General features: G+C 67.0%; 12 protein-coding genes. 5 read left to right on the forward strand and 7 right to left on the reverse strand.

Features of this window, described 5'->3' with window-relative positions:
* Positions 1-21 precede the first annotated feature (21 nt).
* Positions 22-1,044 carry an ABC transporter substrate-binding protein gene (locus OWM54_RS08200; protein WP_267697131.1) on the forward strand — a complete coding sequence of 341 codons (1,023 nt, stop codon included), beginning with the start codon at positions 22-24 and terminating at the stop codon, positions 1,042-1,044.
* A gap of 32 nt (positions 1,045-1,076) precedes the next feature.
* On the opposite strand, the gene OWM54_RS08205 is transcribed toward OWM54_RS08200, so the two are convergent.
* The 5 genes from OWM54_RS08205 to OWM54_RS08225 all read right to left on the reverse strand — a co-directional run bounded on the left by OWM54_RS08205 (position 1,077) and on the right by OWM54_RS08225 (position 10,200).
* Entirely contained in the window at positions 1,077-3,122 is a 2,046-nt protein-coding gene (locus OWM54_RS08205; protein ID WP_267697132.1) for an MSCRAMM family protein, read from the reverse strand.
* A gap of 534 nt (positions 3,123-3,656) precedes the next feature.
* The gene (locus OWM54_RS08210) at positions 3,657-5,069 is read right to left on the reverse strand and encodes an EH signature domain-containing protein (protein ID WP_267697133.1); all 1,413 of its coding nucleotides are present in this window, start codon (positions 5,067-5,069) and stop codon (positions 3,657-3,659) included.
* 8 nt (positions 5,070-5,077) lie between these two features.
* On the reverse strand, positions 5,078-5,812 hold the full coding sequence (locus tag OWM54_RS08215; RefSeq protein ID WP_223785240.1) for a hypothetical protein: 735 nt from the start codon (positions 5,810-5,812) through the stop codon (positions 5,078-5,080).
* Positions 5,809-7,833 (reverse strand): hypothetical protein, encoded by a 2,025-nt coding sequence (locus tag OWM54_RS08220; protein WP_223785239.1) that lies wholly within the window; start codon positions 7,831-7,833, stop codon positions 5,809-5,811. Before OWM54_RS08220 ends, OWM54_RS08215 begins: the two co-directional genes overlap by 4 nt.
* Positions 7,834-7,836: 3 nt before the next feature.
* On the reverse strand, positions 7,837-10,200 hold the full coding sequence (locus OWM54_RS08225) for a DEAD/DEAH box helicase (RefSeq protein ID WP_267697134.1): 2,364 nt from the start codon (positions 10,198-10,200) through the stop codon (positions 7,837-7,839).
* 1,227 nt (positions 10,201-11,427) lie between these two features.
* Here OWM54_RS08225 and OWM54_RS08230 point away from each other — a divergent pair.
* A complete protein-coding gene (locus OWM54_RS08230) occupies positions 11,428-11,973 on the forward strand; it encodes an ester cyclase (RefSeq protein WP_223785237.1) in 546 nt (181 codons plus the stop codon).
* A 13-nt stretch (positions 11,974-11,986) separates the two neighbouring features.
* Here the strand turns inward: OWM54_RS08230 and OWM54_RS08235 are convergent, their stop codons facing one another.
* On the reverse strand, positions 11,987-13,738 hold the full coding sequence (locus OWM54_RS08235) for a hypothetical protein (protein ID WP_267697135.1): 1,752 nt from the start codon (positions 13,736-13,738) through the stop codon (positions 11,987-11,989).
* Positions 13,739-14,240: 502 nt separating this feature from the next.
* Here OWM54_RS08235 and OWM54_RS08240 point away from each other — a divergent pair.
* The 3 genes from OWM54_RS08240 to OWM54_RS08250 all read left to right on the forward strand — a co-directional run bounded on the left by OWM54_RS08240 (position 14,241) and on the right by OWM54_RS08250 (position 17,868).
* Positions 14,241-14,747 (forward strand): DUF2780 domain-containing protein, encoded by a 507-nt coding sequence (locus tag OWM54_RS08240; RefSeq protein ID WP_267697136.1) that lies wholly within the window; start codon positions 14,241-14,243, stop codon positions 14,745-14,747.
* Between the two features lie 145 nt (positions 14,748-14,892).
* Positions 14,893-17,361 carry an ABC transporter permease gene (locus tag OWM54_RS08245; RefSeq protein WP_267697137.1) on the forward strand — a complete coding sequence of 823 codons (2,469 nt, stop codon included), beginning with the start codon at positions 14,893-14,895 and terminating at the stop codon, positions 17,359-17,361.
* A 240-nt stretch (positions 17,362-17,601) separates the two neighbouring features.
* Positions 17,602-17,868 carry a hypothetical protein gene (locus OWM54_RS08250; RefSeq protein ID WP_267697138.1) on the forward strand — a complete coding sequence of 89 codons (267 nt, stop codon included), beginning with the start codon at positions 17,602-17,604 and terminating at the stop codon, positions 17,866-17,868.
* Positions 17,869-17,937: 69 nt separating this feature from the next.
* Here OWM54_RS08250 and OWM54_RS08255 read toward each other — a convergent pair whose 3' ends face one another.
* Entirely contained in the window at positions 17,938-19,392 is a 1,455-nt protein-coding gene (locus OWM54_RS08255; protein ID WP_267697139.1) for a hypothetical protein, read from the reverse strand.

Consider the following 19,392-nt stretch of genomic DNA (forward strand, 5'->3'; position numbering starts at 1 on the left):
CACGTGGAAGGGAGGCAGAACGTGAGCGGACGTCTGGTGAAGCTGTTGGGGTGCGTGGGGCTGCTGGTGGCCGCGAGCGCCTGTTCGCGCCAGAAGGAGGAGCCCCCCCAGGGCGCCCAGGCAGGCACCCCGGCGCCACGGAAGGCCGCTCCGGCCAAGGTGAAGCTGGCGCTCAACTGGGTGGCGGAGCCCGAGTTCGGCGGCTTCTACGCGGCGCGCGAGTCGGGGGCCTTCACCCGGCATGGGTTGGAGGTGGACATCCTGGGCGGCGGCGCGGGCGCGCCGGTGCAGCAGATGGTGGCCACGGGCAAGGCCGAGTTCGGCATCAGCGGCGCGGATGAAATCATCACCGCGCGCGCTCGCGGCCTGGATGTGATTCCGCTGTTCGCGGTGTACCAGACGTCGCCGCACGCCATCATGGCCCACGCGTCCCGCGGGGCGAAGGGCATCCAGGACGTGTTGTCCTCGGGCACGGTGGCGCTGGAGCCGGGCCTCTCGTATGTGGCCTTTCTCAAGAAGAAGTACAGCTTCGACAAGGTGAAGGTGGTGCCCTACGACGGCGGCGTGGCGCGCTTCCTCGCGGACAAGGACTTCGCCCAGCAGTGCTTCGTCACCGCCGAGCCCATCGCCGCCAGGCGGCAGGGCGCCACGCCGGCGGTGTTCCTGGTGGCCGACGAGGGCTTCAATCCGTACATCGCCGTGGTCATCACCCGGCGGCAGTACTGGAAGGAGCACCCCGAGCAGGTGAAGGCGTTCGTGGCGGCCGTGCGCGAGGGCTGGCGCGCGTATCTGGACAACCCGGGGCCGACCAACGCGGTGATGGGCAAGCTGAACACGACGATGGACGCGGAGACCTTCGCCGCGGGGGCCGAGGCCCAGAAGCCGCTCATCGAGACCGAGGAGACGAAGGCCCGGGGCCTGGGCGCGATGAAGCGCGAGCGGTGGGAGCAGCTCTCCCAGCAGCTCGTGGAGCTGGGCCTCATCGACAAGGCCCCCTCCGCGGACGAGTACCTGCTGCCGGAGTTCACCGGCGCGCGGGAGTGAGGGCCGCGTCACCGGGCCACGCGCGGCACCCGTCAGAGGATGATGTGCGTGATGGGGGACCAGACGGGCTGGAGGTCCCGGGTGACGCTCTGGGCCTCGGGCACCACCAGTACTTCGGTGTGCACCAGGTAGGGGCCTCCCTGGGGGCGCTTTCCGACGAGCAGGTACGTGTAACGGCCCGCGGGCAGCGCGTCGTAGACGACCTCGGGAGAGGACGGCTTCGGCGGAGCGGGTACGCCCTGCTCACGCATGAGCCGCTCGAAGCCTGAATAGGTGCGCACCTGCGGGACGGTCCCCGGGATGAGCACCGCCGAGTGAGGAGCGACATCCTCTGGAGCGACGCCCGTGAAGCGGGGCATGCGCAGACGCAGCGAGGAGCGCCCATCCTGCTCCTGGATTTGGAGCACCCGCTGCTCCTCGGGCGCCAGCGTGACCCTGCGTGGGACATAGCGGCCGGAGCGCTTCTCCGACCAGGCATTCCCCAGGGAGTCGTGCACGGAGAGGACCTTGAAGACGTACTCCCCGGGCTCCAGCCCCGCCACGTCGAAGCTCCCATCCCGGACCTGCAGGATGCTGGGCGAGTGGCCCTGGTGGTCCCCCAGGGGAAAGACTCGCAGCACCACGTCCGCGGGCCGCCCCTCGCGGTCCTTGACGGTGCCCGACACTCGCGCGCCCGAGGAGAGGCGCAGCTCCAGCGGCTCCTCGCTCACACGCAGCGAGCCTCGCAGGGGCAGGTAGCCGGAGCGGGAGACATCCAGGCGCAGTGAGCCGGGCTCCACCGGGGCGAGCTCGAAGCCCCCTGTCGCGTCCGTCCTCGCGCTCGCCAGCTCCGGGGCCTCCGTGCCCCCGGAACCCGCCTGCGTGTGCTGGACGACGACCTTCGCGCCCTCGATGGGAGCGGAGGTCCTCGTGTCCAGCACCCGTCCGCGGATCCGCTTCCCACCTTCGAGGATGAGGTCGCCCAGGTCCACGTCCTGACCGGGCTCGACTCGCACCTCGCGGAGGGTGCGCAGCAGGTCCGGGGCATCGAACGTCAGCCAGGTCACGCCCGGCTGCTGGATGGGAAACCGGAAGGCCCCGTCCTCGTGCTCGAAGGGCTCGTCGTTGAGGGTGAAGCGGGTGATGGGCGTGCCGTCCGAGCGCCGGAGTCGCCCCAGGATGCTGCCCTGATAGCGCATCACCAGCGTCACGTCCTTCGCGCCCGCCAGGACGGTGCGCCAGGAGTCCTCGCCATCGTGCTCACGCTGCACGTAGCCAGGCTTCTCGACGGAGAGGAGGCAGTTGCCAGGTAGCAGGTGGTGGACCGTGAACCGCCCCGAAGCATCCGTGCGCGCGGACGAATCCGACACGCGGTGACCATGCTCTCGCTCGTACAGCTCGGCGTGGGCTTCCGGGTCCGACCGGGCCGACACCTCGGCGTGAGCCACGGGGCGCCCGGCTTCATCCACCACGGTGCCGGACACGGAGCGCCCTGTGTCCATCCGCAAGGTCACCGTCGTTGGCTCCGAGGGACGGACATCGATGACGCGCGACACCCGATGCGGGGCGCCCGTGTCGAAGATCGCTTTGAGTGTGTATCGGCCGGGCTGCACGGTGCGCAGTTGGAAGCGCCCCTGCTCATCGCTCGTGGCCTCCGCGACATGGGTCTGTCTGCCCTCGGCGAACAGGAAGAGATTCACCTCCGGGAGCACGATTCCCGAGGCGCTGACCACGCTGCCCACCACCTGCCCACCGGCGCGCAAGACGAGCCGGAGGTCCTTGGCGGGCGCCGAGACGTCCACGCGTGTGACGACGTAGCCCTCCGCTGAGGCGACAAGGAAGTGGGGCCCCGCCTGGGCCACCTCGAGAACGAAGCGGCCCGCGTCGTCGACCTCCGTCTCGAACCGGTCGGAGACGTAGTCTCCGAACCGCTGCGTCAACCCGCCAGCCTGCTCCACGAGGTCCGGCTCACCCGCAGGTCGAGCGACATCCTTCATCAGTCGGGGCGGCGTCATCGCGGCCACCGTCGCCCGCGTCACCGGCTGGTCGTCCTCGTCGAGGACGACCCCCTCCAGGAGGACAGCGGAGGCGGGGCGCACAGCCGTGTCCTCGGACTCAGCGGGTGGAATAAGAGACGGGGGTAACGTCGCGGGAGCTTGGTCGAGCGACGAGCCGGTGACGGACTCGCGCACGGTGGTCATCGCAGCCTCCGCAGCCGAGCGCTCGCGCGAGACGAGAGCCCCGACCACGACGAGGGCAAGCACCCCAAGGATGATCGCCACCACGGATGCCCTGTGCATGCGTCCCTCACGTAGAGATGACACTATCAGCCTGTTTCACTCAATGGGATACGTGCCGCCTGCCTTCAGGCTTTGGTGCCCTACCCTCCTCGCCTGAAGTTGCGCGCCCCTTACCACTCGCCTTGCCCAGCGCTCTCTTCGCCAGCATCAAGAAGCCGAGTCCCAGGCCTGCCTGAACGCAGAGCGAGCCGCTGCCACCCCCGAAAACAAGCCGCTCGAGCGCCCGCAGCACCGAGAGCACACCCAACGCGCCAAACAACGTGACGAGCAGATACCAGAAAATTGCCATCCACCTACGATAGAGCAGTCACTACGGTCAGCACCAGCTTGCTCCTATGCATGAAACGGGGACTTGTTCGGGCCCCTGGGCTTGCGCTCGATACCCAGTTCCAGCAGCGCCTGCTCGAACCGAGGCTCCCAGTTCGACTGATGACTCAACCAGCGCTTCGCCTCACGTCTGACCTTGAGATCATTCGCGCTCTCAACCCCTCCACCCAGCACCCTCTCACCGAAGACGCCATGCCCATAGACATACGTCGCATTGCCTGTATCGGAAAACTCGACAACCGAATACTCACTGAAACGCAGACAGAAGGCGTTCACGTCCCCTTTCGCCAAGCGCCTCGCCCTCCTGAACGCGGCTTGCTGCTCCGGGGGGAGCGTTCTCTCGTTCCTCCGCAATGCGTCGTAGGCATCCGGAGCCAGCCAGCAGGTCGTCGATTGGATGACGCCGAGGTAGCCCAACCAGAAGACATGCCTGTCCCGTTTGTTCATCGCTTTCTCGAAGAAGAACTCGAGGTCCTGCTGGATGAGTGCCGAAAGGAATGCCTCGAAAGCCGGCTTCGAGCATTTGCGAACAGCACTCCAGGCCTCCGTTAGGGTGGACAGTCGTGGGTCCCCGAAGACACTGTCCCGCGCGATGAGCCGCTCCTCGACGAGAGCCTGCACGTCCTTGCCGACACGGCCCCGCGCACGGCACTCCAACAGCGCCGCGACGACGGCGACGCGTGCCTCCACCGGAGCACCCAGGACACTCCCTCCACCGGTCGCGCTCGGCAGCCACGCCCGCCCCTCCTGCGATTCGACCAGATACAGCAGAGACTCCGACACATCCTCGCGAGCGACACATTGTCGCAACAGGTGCTCCGCGACAACGTGTCCCGCGTAGCCAATCGAGGGCCGCAGCCCAGCCTGCCCGAGCATGGCGACCACCTCACTCAGCGGGCAGGCTCCCCAACCAGCCGCAACGCTCCTGGGCCCCTCTGGCTCGAGTGCCAGCTCAATGGACACAGGAAGACGCCACCGCAACAAGGGCAAGTCCTTCGGACACCGACGGGTCAGCCCCGTCCATTCGCGCAGATGCTCAGAGTCCGCATCCGCCAGACACCAATCGCGAAGCCGTTGCCTCACGAGCCGGGGCCACCCGTCCGGGAACTGATCCAGGAACTCCGCCATGCGCAGAGGCTGGACCTTGCGCCAGAACGAAGGCACGACGCGTCGCTCACGAGAACTCAACTCCGAGTGGAGCCCACTATTCACCTTCCCAAGCAGCGCATCCACGTCGAGCAACGCCACCATCCGCTGGACGCGTCCTGGCTCCCTTTCGTCCATGCGCCGCTGTGCTTCATCCAGGCTGGACTGAAGCTGTTGCAGCCCGCGCTCCACCTGCTGTTGGAACGTGCCGAGCCCTGCGAGCGCGATGTGCTGCCGCTCCTGCACCTTTGTCAGCCATGCATCCAGGTCCATCCAGCCTCCTACAGGCGTAGGTCGCCACGCACGCGGATGACGAGGCGTCGGTTCTCGGCGTCACCCCCATCGGCACCAGGCCGTGGCGCCATCTGCCCTCGTCCCGAGACGACGAAGTTCGAATCGAAGCATGTCCGCGCCTTGCTCCCTTCGGGAAGTCGATTGCGCACCGTGAAGAATACCTCCTGCGCACGCGCTGCACTGGCTCGCACGTTGTTCTCGAAGCTGTACTCCACCACCCCGTCACGGACTCCGCACTCCGAACTCGTCCCAAGGAAGGGGCGGTCGTCCGTATGCCCTTCCAGGATGATGGACGGCTCGGCGCCTGCATCACGCATATCATCCACCGCGAGGCAGACCTGTTCGATGAGGTCGACCGCACCATCGTCGAACTGGCCGACATAGGTCCGAGGCGTTTGACATTTCCCCAGGGCAAACTGGAGGTTCTTGAACTCGATCTCCAGCGCATTCACACCACCATCCAATCCACTGAGCGCGATGAACCCACCGTCAAGCTTGGCGTCCAACTGAAGCAAGTCCGAACGCAGCCTGCTGAGCGATTTCTCGACCCCCTCCTTCTGCGAATCCACCTTCTCGATGGCGGCCTCCTTGTCGCGGATGGCAGCCTCACGCTGCTGATGCGCCTCCAGAATGAAGATGACCGCCAGCAGCAGGAACACCACCGCGACGCCCGCCATCAGGTCCGCCAGCGACTTCTCGCTCCCATCCCCCGAGGCACTCATGGTCGGCGCACCTGGGTCGTCAGCGCCTTATTGAGCGCTTGGACCGTCTCGTTGAGTGCATCGACCCCCTGGGCAAGCTCTCCCGAGGACCTCGCCACCACGCTCTCCATGTCCTGCATCACCTTGCCCCACTTGCCACTCAGGGTCTGCGCCTGGCGCTGGACGGACTCCTCGTAGTTACGCGCCAATCCGTCGAGTACTGGCTGGACACGCTCGAACGCCTGCCGTTGTGCACTGAGCAGCCCCTCCTCCACCTTGGCCACCTCGCGGCGGCTCTGGGCAACCTGCATGAACTCCTTGGCGGTCTCGCTGAGTTGGCGGGTCACCTGCTCCATCTGCGCCGCGGCCCCTCGCGCCTTGTCTTGCGTCTCTCCTGCTCCCCGGGTCGCAGAAACCAGCTGGGCGGCCGTGTTGCGCAGTTGCTCCGTGAGCTGTCGGAGCCCGTCTTGGGTCGTCCCCATGACCCTCGCGAACTCCTCGGAGCGACTCTGGAAGTTGCTCATATCCACATTCGCAGCCGCACGGAGCGCCTCCACCTGTCGCGACAGGAAGTCCGCCTGCTCTCCGGCCTGCTGTTGGATGTGCTGCGCCGACTGCGAGGTCGATTGCACGAGCCGCTGCGTGCTCGCATCCATCCCCGCGAGCACCTGCTCGAACCGTCCCACGACGGACTCCACGCTGCGCTCCAAATGGCCGAGCATCTGCTGGTTCTCGACCCCCAGTTGTTGTGAAGATTCCTTGGATGCGGCGAGGACGCCCGCGGTGGCACTCACCAACCCATCGCGGACCCGGTCGAAGCTCTCGACAACCGTGGCGACACGCTCATTGAGCACATGGATGGCGCGCTGGTTCTCCTCGCCCCACTGCTGAGCCTGCGTCCCCATCATCCGGGCCATGGTCTCGAACTGCTGTTCGAGCCGGGGCAGCACGCCCATCAGTTGTTGCATTTGTCGAGCCATGTCCTGCGACTGGGAATGAAATCCTCCCGACACGGAGTCCCGAAGCTGCTCGAGGATGCGCCCCAGGTCGTGCTCCTGCCGCGAGGAGAGCGACTGCTGGATGGAACCCAGGCTGTCGCGGACCATGGACATCTCCTGCTGCAGTGTCAGCGCGAAACCCGAGGAGATGGAGCGCTGGAGGTCCGCGGCAATCTCTCGCACGGCCCTCTCTACCGCCGAGAGTTGCCGGGTGATGACATCACCGACCTGTTCCTTCATCATCGAGCCGAAGGTCGACAGAACATGGGTGCCGATGTCCTGGAGAGTCACCTCGACGTTTTCCAGTCGGAGAAGTCTCTCGGAAAGCTCGCGGCGGGTCTGCACCAGTTCATCCTTCAATGTGCCCAGTGCGTCCCCCCTCTCGGTCGCGAGCACGATGTCGTGCGCCTCCAACGTCCTGGTGGCGGACTCGAAGCGTGGCCGCATGGCATCCAGTCGGGCAAGCAACAAACTCTCAATGATGGACGCAACGGACTGAAACAAGAACGACCCCACCAACCCCATCGCCGAGACGAAGAACTTCGCCCCCATCTGCCCGATAGCCACTGAAAGGAGTTGCGCCTGCGAGGCCCCTGCCCCGCCACCTCCCATCAAGGCCTCCCTGACGGGCCCCACCAACACCATTCCCAAGAGGCCGAACGTCATGACCAGAGAGACGCCGGTCAGGCTCTTTCCCAGCGCATGTCCCCACGAGTGCCGGAACAGCGCCCGACAGGCCTCACGCAACCCCTGAGACGGCTCCGCGCGAATGAGCGCGGGCAGAGGAACGGGCTGCATCCCAGGAGGAAAGACGAGCAACTCACGAATGGCCCGCCACAGCGCTCGCGCTTCCTCTTGCGGACCAGGCTCCTGCTTGCGTCCTTCGAGAACATCCTCCAAATGCGCATCCAGCAGTTCGATGGCGCGCAGGAGCTTCCGCCTCCGAAACAACACCAGGGCCAGGGCCAACAGCGAGAAGCCCGTGATGGTACCTACGGCATACCGCAGTGCCTCGTCTCGCCAGAGTGACGTCAGTATCTCCATGCTTCAGCCCTCCCCCTCTTCACGAGCTTCCTGGAAGACGCCCATGTACTGCCGGGCGTCTTCGTCCATGGGCGACAGGAAATCCCGCGCGATGGCGCGCTTGCGCTCGACCAACTCGTGGAGCCTCAGGTCGAAACCTGCGTCGGGACGGCCCCGGCGGTGGAGCAACGGGTAGTAGACATGGACGGGTCGCACCTGCCCGATGCGGTGGGCACGGTCCGTCGCCTGATCTTCCTTCGCTGAGTTCCACCAACGTCCATAGTGGATGACGTGGTTCGCCGCGGTGATGTTGAGCCCGGCGCCCGCGGCCAATGGACTCAGAATCAAGACCTGGAACCCCTTCGCCCGGGAGAACACCTCGATGTTCTCAAGTGCTGCCTTCCGGCTCGCCGGTTCACCATTGAGGATATCAACACGCCCCAGACAGAACCGCTCCGAGATGAGCTGCGCCAATAAATCCTGCATGGCCCGGGAGAGGACGAAGACCAGGGCCTTCTGAGCGCCAGCCCCGCCGCCCTGGCTCTCGATTTCCGACAACAAATCCAGGCACAGCTGCGTCTTCGGGCTCTCCCTTAGCGCCGTGGCGGAGGACAGTCCCCGAGCGTCCGTCAGCAGCGCGGGATGCTGATAGAGCTTCTGGAGCGCGGCAAGCGCCCAGAGCGAGCCTTCCGAAGTCATCTTCCGCGCGATGAGTCGCTCGTGGGACTCCTGAGCCTCCGTCATCTCGACCAGCCTGCGATGAGGGCTCTTGGGTGGGAGGTCTTTCAGGGCCTCCGACTTCTCCCGCCGCAGCAAGGTGCAACCCGCGGAGGGATAGCGCAGGCGTTGACGCAGCGTCTGGACGGCGTGCTCTCCCTGGTGCTCCTCGCGGAACGCCGCCCGCGTACCGAAGACGCGAGGCTGGCGGCACTGGAGCGCATCGTAGAGGGCCCAGACATCCGACAGCTCGTTCTCCACCGGCGTACCTGTCAGGCCGACCGCGAAGGAGCGCTTCAACGCACGGGCCGCCCGCGAACGCAGCGTGTCCGGGTTCTTGAGGTTGTGCGCCTCGTCGAACACGACCACATCGAAGTCCACCTTCAGTAACGAGCGTTGATAGGCTCCCAGCGTCTCGTAGTTGGTGAGAACCAGGTCCTGTCGGGAAAGGAAGGCGCCGTTGAGCTCCCCCTCACGTTTGACGGCCTCCAGACCGGGGCCATGAAGGATGAAGGGCGCCCACGTGGACTCGATGAAGAAGCGCGCTAGCTCTTGCCGCCAGTTCTCCAACAGGATGGTGGGACACACGACAAGCTGGGGCTTCAGCCGTGCGCCAGGAGGCAGATGGTCCTGGTTCATCATCCGTCGAAGCGTGAGGAAACAGGCAACCTGGAGCGTCTTTCCCAGCCCCATGTCATCCGCCAACAGGACACCGGGCGTCACCTCCCGCGCGCGACGCCACAGCCACTCGATTCCCTGCCTCTGATGAAGCTTGAGCTCGACGCCTGTCACCATGACTGCGCGCAGCAATTCCCAGGGCACGGGGTCCGCCTCGCCAGACAGGGCCCCCTCCGTGGCGGACGCATCGAGTTCTCGCACCTTCACGGCCTCAAGGGGCTTCTTCACCCGTGACGAAGGCGCCGGTTCGGCGCTGGCGGAGGGAGTCGACTGGGGATCAGGTGCCGACAACTGAAGCGCCAACATCAATTGACGCCGCAGGTCTTCGCTCGGAGCAATGCGGGCCCCCGCCACGACGATGGGCTTCGAGTCGCCTCGCGCCAGTGCGGCCTCGTTCGCGACGTGGAGTTCCATCGCAAGCTCCCGAGAAGCTACTCGCAACGGCACTCCCTCACGCCCGTCCGGCGAAGCGACCTGGAGCGTGAGCGAGAAGTCGGCCCCCTTGTCATCGGGGTCGAACCATTCGAGCCCTGAACCCTCGACTCCGACCGTGGGGTCACGTCCTCGAAGGACCTCGAAGCCCAGCACCCGCGCAGAATAGTGCGAGAGGTCGATGATGGCGTCCGCGTTCATCCCCTCGGGGATGATGACAGTGGGGTCCTCCAGCTCCCGTTGGACGTCCACGGCGAGGCGACGCTGGAGAGGACGGACGTTCTCCAGGATTCGCTCGACACCTTCAGGAAGGACCAGTGGCCGCCGGGCGTCTTCCCCAGCGATACCTCCTGGCTGGAGGCTCGAGAGAGACAATGTCGATTCTGCCCCATCAGGATGGACCGCGTAGGGTTGCAGCGAGATGATCTCCGTCGCCTCCGGATCTTGCTCCCAGCGCAATCCCACGCGGACAACGGGCTGGTTGGAACCGGCCCAAATAGCCTTGAGAGGTATACCGGACACGTCCTGGCAATCGTCGCCCCACGTCTTCCAGGACACCACGAATACGCATCACCCGCGCGAACTGCTCCTTGCGGGGTGCATGGGTTGCCAGGCGGGCTTCCACACAGGCCCAGGCAGCAGCCGGCCCGAGCAGAACGGGCACACCCTCCTCGGACAGAACGAACCAGGGAACGGGCTGGGGCGCATCAGGGAGGAGCAGGCCCGAAACTCGAACCCGGTATCGAGCCCCCGCTCCACCTGGGACCCCTACGACCTCACAATCGATAGCCTGCTGCTCGAGACCTACCAAGTCCAACAGGAGGTGCTGAAGCACCGCCCATTCCTCGTGCAGCGCTTCGCGCTCCTCATCGTCTCCTCCTCCCTCCACGGGTCGTCCCAACGCAGCCCACTCCCCCTGGGAGAAGACGAGTTGGTGACCATCAATCCACCCTCGAGCTTGCCACTCTGCCTTCCGCAGGTTTACGCGGAACGCGAGCTCCGGAGGCAGCGCGAGCAGGCTGATGCACAACTGCCCCGTGTCGATCGACCAGCGCTGGAATGTGTCACGACGTGTGGACGTCCGTGGCTCAGAAGGCGACATCGGGAGGGCCCTCGCAAGCGGGCTTGCTTGCACCTGTGCATCAGAGACAGGCCGTCTACCCGGCTGCACTACCACCTCAGGGTGATAGCCAGAAGGATGGCAATCAGCCTTCCATGAGGCGTGACCCAGGCGGTGTCACCATTCACCCAGCGTGACACAGACTGTTGACGCCCCCCCGAGACATCCCAACCGTGGAGCGTCAGGGATTGCGGGCCGAGCCCGGCTCCGTGACATGTCGCATCAATCACTCGAACCCATATCACCGAGCCTGTGCATCGGTTCAGTCGCTTGACGGCTGATTACAGGTGCAATTGAATCCCGCCCTCCAGCCGCGAGCGACTCACCCGGTCACCGCGAGACTGGAGTTCACGCAGCACCCATCAGGAGCAGACCATGCAGATCAAGACCAAGGTTCGCGGTGGTCCCCGTACGTGTGGTGGTGGCGTCATCATCGTCGGGCCCTACAACCCCAACAACCCCTACGAGCAGATTCCGTAGCACCGCTCGCCCCTCATCCGGGCGATGACGACTCGGGTCGCCAGCGGGAGGTCCTCTCCTGCTGGCGATTCGTCGTTTCCGCCGTCGGACGCGCTCGAACTCCGGCCTGAACCTCCACCGGCAGGCACGCTATCTTCCCGCCCTGCTTCCCTGGAGCGTGCGCTCGAGGGAGCGCCACCGAGGCGAGCATGACTCCCGAGATTCGACGCAAGGCCCGTCAGAAGCTGGTGCTGGACCACTTCCGCGACGAGGTGCGGCAGCAGTGGGACGACGTCCTGTCGACGTTCCCTCATCCCCACTACGAGCTGGTCCCCACGATGACGGTGCACGACGGCGGCTCCGCGGTGCGCGAGTACTACCGGAACACCCGCGTCGCGTTCCCCGACCAGCACCACGAGCTCATCTCCCTGCGGCACAGCGACGACGCGGTCATCGTCGAGTTCTGGCTGATGGGGACCCACCTGGGCCCCCTGGGAAACATCCCGCCCACGGGCAGCCGCTTCCGCGTGCGCATGACGGGGTTCTTCATCTTCGATGCGTCGGAGACCCTCGTTTGCGAGCGCGTCTATTTCGACACGCTCAGCATGCTCAAGCAGCTCCTGGGCGGCCTGGACATGCGCTCCCCCAAGAACTGGCTGCTCGCCGTGCGCTGCTTCAAGGGCCTGTTGTCCATGACCCGCGGCGAGCCCCCGGCGGTGCTCACCCAGACGACACCTCCGGTGCTCGAGGACTGAGGGCGCGACCCGCTCACGAGGTAGGTGGCTTCGGAGCAGCCGGAGCCACGCCCGCGGCAGCGGCGGCGGAGGCTCTCACGGGCGCGGTGCCTGCCGCCGCCGTCGCTGTCGACGCACCTGTCGCCCCCGCGGGAGGCGCGGAGGGCTGACCCTCCGAAAAATCCGAATCATCGTATTGGTAGATCAACGCAAACACTTCGCGTGGCATGGCCTGGCGCTCGAGGCTTTCTCCTATCCCTGCCTTGATAGCCCCTTGCCTCCCGAACTTTTTCCGCCGAGCATTGAATGGGCCGAGGTGAACTCCACAACTCCCAAGCATATCGAGAGTCTTCGCATAGGCTTCGTCGAAACGGCCGGCGGCCTCCAGCGCGCTGATGCCCCCGAACTTCTCCCCGAAGACAGGGAACTCCTGGGCCAGTGCGTGGCGGTTCATCCGTACCCAGTATCGTTTGACGAATCCCCGGAGGCGAGGCGCGATGTCGTATGTCTCCGCAAGCCCCGCCGCGAACTCGGAGTACTGCGTCAGGAATTGCTTGCTGTTACAGTCCTCGATGATCTTCGCCAGCTCGCCAGGGTTCAATTCATTCTCGGGGTAGTTCGCGCACCGGATGATGAACTCGGCGATGTTCCCTGCCTGCTTGACGAAGCTGTCGTACAGCGCTTGCTTGTGCGCAGTCCCCTTCGAGCGCCAAAGCTGATAGGCCATGGGAATGCCGGCCGAGATGGCCTCACTGAAGGACTGATCTCCTTCCGCGATGGTGAAAGACCTGTCCGCGGCGCGCCATAGCTGCTGCATGTCAGAGTAGGCAATCACCTGCTTGGGCTTCATGGCCACGACCTTGAACACCCTGTTGCCCAGACTCAGGGTCTCGACGGTCAGCGTGTCGAACTCAACGGCCTTGCCCCTCTTGAGCTGGGCCAAGGGGCCCTTCCGTTGCGCGAGGTATCGCTCAAGATACGTGATTCCAAGCCGACTCTTCTTGCTGTCCTCCCCCACGGTGTGATGGTTGACGGGGAGCACGATGGCCTGGGTGATGCTCGGGTCGAAGATGACTCTATCCAGGAGGAGGTCGTAGCGAGCCCTCTCCTTCTGGCCGGCACCATAACCAAAGAAGAACCGCCACTCCTGGCCATGCTTCGGGAGCACCTCTCGCAGGTGTGGCTGGGACAGGTCCAGCTTGCTCAGCGCGAGCGGCTGCCTCAGCGCCAGGTTGCTCATGATACCGATTTCGTGTTCACGCAGCCCCGAGCTGCGCGTGTACTCGTTCAGCTCCCTCGCCGTGCGGTAGCCATACTCCGTGACAACCAGCCGGTCCTTCGTGCCGACCATGCCGGGAGTCTCCAAGGCGACCTCGTGGTACTCGTCTTCAAGAGCGCCCTTCTCGACCCCAGCGAAGCTCGACAGCATCGTGGCGAGGTCCGGGTGGTTGGAGTCGATGGCGACCGTCCACTTCGTGCCCACCATGAGCATCCTGCAGGTCTGCAGGCCGTTGATCAGGTCACCGAGGCCATTTTGATTCGCGGAGCGGACCAAGAGGTCCAGGTGCGGGATGTCCAGGTTTCTATACGGCTCATCCATCTTCTTCTGCTGGAGCGCCGTCAACTTGCTTGGCGCGCAGGGCTCCGCTGCTGCTGCCGCCTCCTTGGGACTCTTCCCGACAGCCTTCTTGCGCGCCTTGGATGTCGGGGCGGAGCCCGAGCCGGCGGCCGACTGGGCAGCTGACTTCTTGTGCAACCCGGTGAGCATCGCCACGCTGACCGTCAAGCCTCTGTACTTCGAGCATTCACTCGCGGCCCATTCGATGGGGACGCCTGCTTTGTTCAGACCTGCGGTGCAGGCGGGGCAGAACGCGGCCTTCGCGCTCGGGGCTCCAGCCAGAGGCTTCCCACAACTTGCACAAGACATGTATCGGCTCCATCCCGAGGACTTCGCGCATGAGGTTGATGCGGGAGCTTCGTGTCGACCCTGGCGCAGGGCAGGCACGAGGGGGGCCTGCGCCAATCCCGAGCGGCACGACGCGATGTCTCGCGGTGCCACAGCGGGCGACTTTCCGAAAATGCATTGCAGGTGCCATGCCGCAACACCTGACGTCGCCAGATGCGAGGGAGCGAACACTCCGTGGCGCCCCGGGTCCCCGAGGTCCGCGTTCACCCCGGACGCGCGCGCGTCCTCGTCGGACGTCCTGCGCGAACAACCGAGGCCACTACACGCGCGGCCCCAGGTCGGCTACGAAGCGGGGCTCCTCGCGGACACGAAGGGACATGACATGGACCTCATCGGACAGCTCTCCCAGCAGCTCGGAGTCGACGGCACGCAGGCGCAGGGACTGGCGGGCGGCCTGCTGAAGCTGGTGCAGGGCACGGTGAAGGAGAAGCTCGGCGCGGACACCGCGGACCAGCTGGGCCAGGCCATCCCGGAGATGGACACGTGGCAGAAGGCCGCGCCCGCCGCCGAGCCGGAAGGTGGCGGGCTCATGGGTGCGCTCGGCGGACTCATGGGCGGACAGGGCGGCGGCGCGGGAGGGCTGCTGGGCGCGCTGGGCGGCGCCGCGGCGCAGGGCGCGGAGGTGGCCGCCGTCGTCTCGCTGCTCGGCCGCTTCAACCTGGACGCGAGCAAGGCCACCCTCGTGGCGCCGCTGCTGCTTGACTTCCTCAAGTCGCGCCTGGACCCCGCGCTCGTCGGCAAGGTCCTCTCCGTCCTCCCCCTGCTCACCGGCGGCGGCGCCTCCGGCGGCGGGCTGGCAGGTCTCGGAGGGTTGTTCGGCGGACGCTGAGGTCGCCCGCCAGGGAATCCCCGGTGTCCCGCTGGGCACGCACCGGGACTCCAGCGGCGCTGAGACCCGGAGTCCTGGGCGAGCCCGCGCGTGCAATCGCCCGCGCGCGGCGCCGTAGGACGGCACTCGCCCCCGAGGTTCCCCCGTGCCCGCGCTGCTCGAGGATGTCCGCTTCGCCGTCCGGCTCTTGCTCAAGAGCCGGGGCTTCACGCTCGTCTCGCTCCTGACACTGGCCCTCGCCATCGGGGCGAACACCGCGCTCTTCAGCGTGGTCAACGGCGTGCTGTTGAGACCGCTGCCCTACCCCGAGCCCGACCAGCTGATGCAGGTGGTGCGCATCAACAAGGACCATGGGCGCTCGGCGTCACAGTCCATCGCGGCCTACTCGTGGATGACCGCGGAGGGCTCACCCTTCTCGCGCGTCTCGGCCCACGAGCAGCTGCTCTCGGGCTTCAGCGTCGTGGGTGACGGTCTGCCGGAGCGGCTGCCGGGCGCCCGGGTGACCGGGAGCTTCTTCGAGACCTTCGGCACGAGGCCCACGCTGGGACGCGGCTTCCTTCCGGAGGAGGACGTGGTGGGCGGCCCCCGCGTGGTCGTCCTCAGCGAGGGGCTGTGGCAGCGGCGCTTCGGTGGCGCACCGGATGTGGTGGGCCGCTCCATCGTCCTCAACGACGAGCCCTACACGGTGGTGGGCGTGGCCCCCGCCACGTTCGCCCATCCCCGGGGCGCACTCCTGTGGACGCCACTCCAGCTCGACCTCACCGACCACGCCGACGTCAACTTCCTCTTCGTGACCGGACGGCTGCGCCCGGGCATCACCCTCGACGGCGCGACGGCCATGCTGCGGACGCTGGGTGGACGCGTGCGCACGCAGAGCCCAGGCCTGCTCGACGAGGGCCAGGACTATGTCCCGGTGGAGCTCAGGACGTTCCTCGCGGGCGACCTGCGACTGGCGCTCTGGGTGCTGCTGGGCGCCGTGGGGCTGGTGTTGCTCATCGCATGCGTGAACCTGGCCAACCTCCAGCTCGCGCGAGCGGCCTCGCGCAACCGCGAGTGGGTCGTGCGCGCGGCGCTGGGCGCGGCCCCGGGGCGGCTCGCGCGGCAGATGCTCACCGAGAGCCTGCTGCTCTCCGTGCTGGGCGGCGGGCTCGGGGTGCTGCTGGCCTCGGCGGCGCTGCCCGGGCTCCTGTCACTGGCGCCCGACACGTCCCCCCTGCTGACCGGTGACGGAGCGCAGGTGGGCATCGACGGCACGGTGCTGGGCTTCACGCTGGGCGCGTCGCTGCTCACGGGCCTGTTGTTCGGGCTGCTGCCCGCGTGGCAGGCGTCGCGCACGGACCTGGAGACCGCGCTGCGCGAAGGGGCCCAGCGCACGAGCCTGGGCCCCACGGGCGGGCGCACGCGCGCGCTGCTCGTGGTGGGCCAGGTGGCGCTGGCGGTGATGTTGCTCGTGGGCGCGGCGCTGCTCATCCGGGGGTTCTTCGCGCTGCGCAACGTCCAGCCGGGCTTCGACCCGCGCGGAGTCCACGTGCTGCGGATGTCGCTGCCGGAGGCGCGCTACGGCACGTTGGAGGCCCTGGAGCGCTTCGAGACGCAGGTGGAGGAGCGCGTGCGGGCGCTGCCCGGCGTGGAGGGGGTCGGCTCCACCTCCGCGCTGCCCATGGGCGCGGGCCCCAGCATGTCGTTCTCCATCGAGGGCAGATACACGGGTGATGACAACGGCCCGGGCGCGGGCTGGGGACAGTACCGCCCGGTGACACCGGGCTACTTCCAGGCGCTGCGCATCGGGCTGGTGCGCGGGCGGCTCCTGACGGAGTCGGACGTGGCGGGCTCCGAGCCGGTGGTGGTCATCAACGAGACGGCGGCGCGCCGGTTCTGGCCGGGCGAGGACCCTTTGGGCCAGCGCATCCGCGTGGCGCACTCGGTGCCCAGCCTCCGGGACGAGGTGCCTCGCGCGGTGGTGGGCGTGGTGCGGGACGTGCGCGAGGATGGCCTGAACGACGAGCCGCCTCCGGTGATGTACGTGGCGCCCGGACAGATGTCCCAGGGCATCGCCTCCCTGCTCGTGCGGATGATTCCGCGCAACCTGCTGGTGCGCGCTCCAGGGGGCCACGCGGAGGTGGTCGCGGCCGTCCAGCGCGAGGTGTGGGCGGTGGACGCGCAGCAGCCGGTGATGGAGACGCTGAAGCTGGAGGACCACGTCGCGCGCTCCCTCGGCTCCGAGCGCTTCAACATGGTGCTGCTGGCGATGATGGCGGCGCTGGCGCTCCTGCTGGCCGCGGTGGGCATCTACGGCGTGCTGTCCTATCTGGTGGGTCAGCGCACGCGGGAGCTGGGCGTGCGCCTGGCGCTGGGCGCCACGCGGGGCCAGGTGGTGCGACTGGTGCTCCGGCAGGGCCTGGGCTCGGTGGCGGGCGGCGTGGTGCTGGGGTGCGCGGGCGCGCTGGCGCTGACGCGGCTGGTGTCTGGGTTCATCCACGGGGTCAGCGCCCTGGACCCGCTGTCGTTCATCGCCGCGCCGCTGGTGCTGCTGGCGGTGGGGCTGGTGGCGACGTGGCTGCCAGCACTCCGGGCGTCGCGCGTGGACCCCATCATCGCGCTCAAGCACGACTGACATCCTCAGCCGATTCGAATCCGTCACTTTCGTCCAGACGCCCGATCCGGCCTGGACGAAGTCGCTTCACTTGAAGTCGGATTCATCCACACCGGAGTTACCCTGGTATCGGCGTCACATGTCGAACGAGGCGGCTTCGAGGTCTCGTCGCACCCTCCCCTTCATGAGATGCGGTGCCCATCGACGCGGGCTCACCTTGGATTAGGCTGGCTTCGTCCCACTCACCCGACGAGGCACCTCATGAAGCAGGCTCTTGTTGTGACAGCGGTGTTGTTCAGCCTCTCCCTGCTGGGCTGTGGCGGTCCGGTCAGCGAGCCCGAGGCCGTGCCCGAGAGCAGCCAGGACTCGGCGCTCTCCCAGTTGGCGTGCTCGGGCCATCCCGCGTGCAGCTCGCTCGTGAACAAGCGTTGCTTCAACGAGGGCGAGGCCCAGACCTGCTGCGCCGGCGATACCACCGGCGAGCTGTACTGCGTCTACTCCGAAGGCCGGCTCATCTTCGTGTACTGACGCGCCCGCCCTTCCTCGCCAGGGCGCTCGTGGCCCGTGGCGAGGAGGGCCCTCCGTGGCGGAGAGGGATTACGCGTAGCGCGCCTGGAGGCGGAAGCGGTTGACCTGGTCGCGGAGCTGGTCGCGCACGTCCGCCACCGAGCCCGAGTACTCGAAGGCGGGGTCCTTGCGGTCGGTGGTCGTCGCGGAGAAGCCGCCGCTGAGGGAGCCCAGCCCCCGGCCGAAGCCCTGGGAGAACTCGGTGACGTCGGTCTCGTACGGCGTGAGGCTCGCCTCGAGCTGGGTCACCCCGGCGAACTGGTTGAAGGCCTTGCCGAAGCGGCCCTGGAGGAGCGACTCGATGCCGCCCGAGCCGAAGACCTCGTCCACACCACCGGAGAACGCGAGCCGGGCCTCGGCCTGGCCGCCGAGCGTGCCCGCGATGGGCACATTCCCCTGCGCCTTCACGTCCGCGGTGAGCGAGACGGAGACCTCCCCCGTGCTCACCGCCGTCGACGCGAGGTCCTTCACGAGGCTGCCCGGGTTGCTCATCACGTCGCTGACGCTGAGGTCGTCGGGGAGCTCGAAGCTCTCCTGAACCTCCAGCTTGACGTCCCCGCCGAGCTCCCCCTTGAGGCCGGGGATGCCACCGGCCACCTCGGCGGAGATGTTGGTGTACTGGCTGAGCACCACCCGGGGCGCGCCGTCGCCGAACTCGAGGCGCACCTTCGCGCCATACTCCTGGTTCACGCCGCCTCCGAGCGAGGCCTGCTTGCCGCCGCTCAGGCTGGCGGCGAGCTCGGTGGACGAGTTCGGGTTGAGCTCGAGCGCGGAGACGTTGTCGAGCAGCGCGCCGTAGTCCGGCGTCGCCCCGTCGAGGGCCCCGTCGATGCCCCCATCGAGCAACCCCGAGACGCCGCCGGCGACGGGGCCCAGGAAGGTCCGGGCCGCGTCCGCCGCCTCCTCGGCGCTGTCGAAGGTGAACTCGACGGTGCCACCGGTGTTCGAGAAGGCGCCACCGGTGACCTCACTCCCCTTCTGCTGGAGGCTCCCCATCAGCCCCGCCCCCGCCTCACCCGCGACGGCGAGCGTGAACGAGCCGTCCTCGTTCTTGGTGAGGGTCTGCGTGCCCTCGAGCCGCCCGCCGATGCCATACACCGAGCCATCGAGGCTCGCGCGGAGCTGGTAGCTGTCCCCCGGGCCCAGGTCGTCGAGCTGCTTCTCGATGGCGAGGAAGTCGACCTGGTCCTCCACCGCGTCAATCACCCTGCGCCCGACGTCCTGGGCGAAGTCGATGCCCTGCTCGGCGGTCTCGACAATCCGGTCGCGCGCCGTGGCGAAGGGGTCGAGCAGGACGGAAGGGGATGGCGCGGACTCGACGAAGCTGCTGACGCCCTCGTAGACCTCGGTGGCCTGGGACGTCGCCGTGTCGAGCGCCTCCTCGCCAACGTCGACGACGTTGTCGACCGTCTCCGTCACGGCATCCTTCGTGGCGTTGTAGGCGTTGCTGATCGGATTGCTGATGGACGACAGCGAAAGTCCCAT

The sequence above is a fragment of the Myxococcus sp. MISCRS1 genome (assembly GCF_026626605.1).
In the GTDB taxonomy this organism is placed as follows: domain Bacteria; phylum Myxococcota; class Myxococcia; order Myxococcales; family Myxococcaceae; genus Myxococcus; species Myxococcus fulvus.

Coding starts and splice junctions, on each gene's coding strand:
- OWM54_RS08250 (WP_267697138.1), top strand. CDS start 17,602: ATGAAGCAGGCTCTTGTTGTGACAGCGGTGTTGTTCAGCCTCTCCCTG.
- OWM54_RS08220 (WP_223785239.1), bottom strand. CDS start 7,833: ATGGAGATACTGACGTCACTCTGGCGAGACGAGGCACTGCGGTATGCC.
- OWM54_RS08210 (WP_267697133.1), bottom strand. CDS start 5,069: ATGGACCTGGATGCATGGCTGACAAAGGTGCAGGAGCGGCAGCACATC.
- OWM54_RS08255 (WP_267697139.1), bottom strand. CDS start 19,392: ATGGGACTTTCGCTGTCGTCCATCAGCAATCCGATCAGCAACGCCTAC.
- OWM54_RS08230 (WP_223785237.1), top strand. CDS start 11,428: ATGACTCCCGAGATTCGACGCAAGGCCCGTCAGAAGCTGGTGCTGGAC.
- OWM54_RS08240 (WP_267697136.1), top strand. CDS start 14,241: ATGGACCTCATCGGACAGCTCTCCCAGCAGCTCGGAGTCGACGGCACG.
- OWM54_RS08215 (WP_223785240.1), bottom strand. CDS start 5,812: ATGAGTGCCTCGGGGGATGGGAGCGAGAAGTCGCTGGCGGACCTGATG.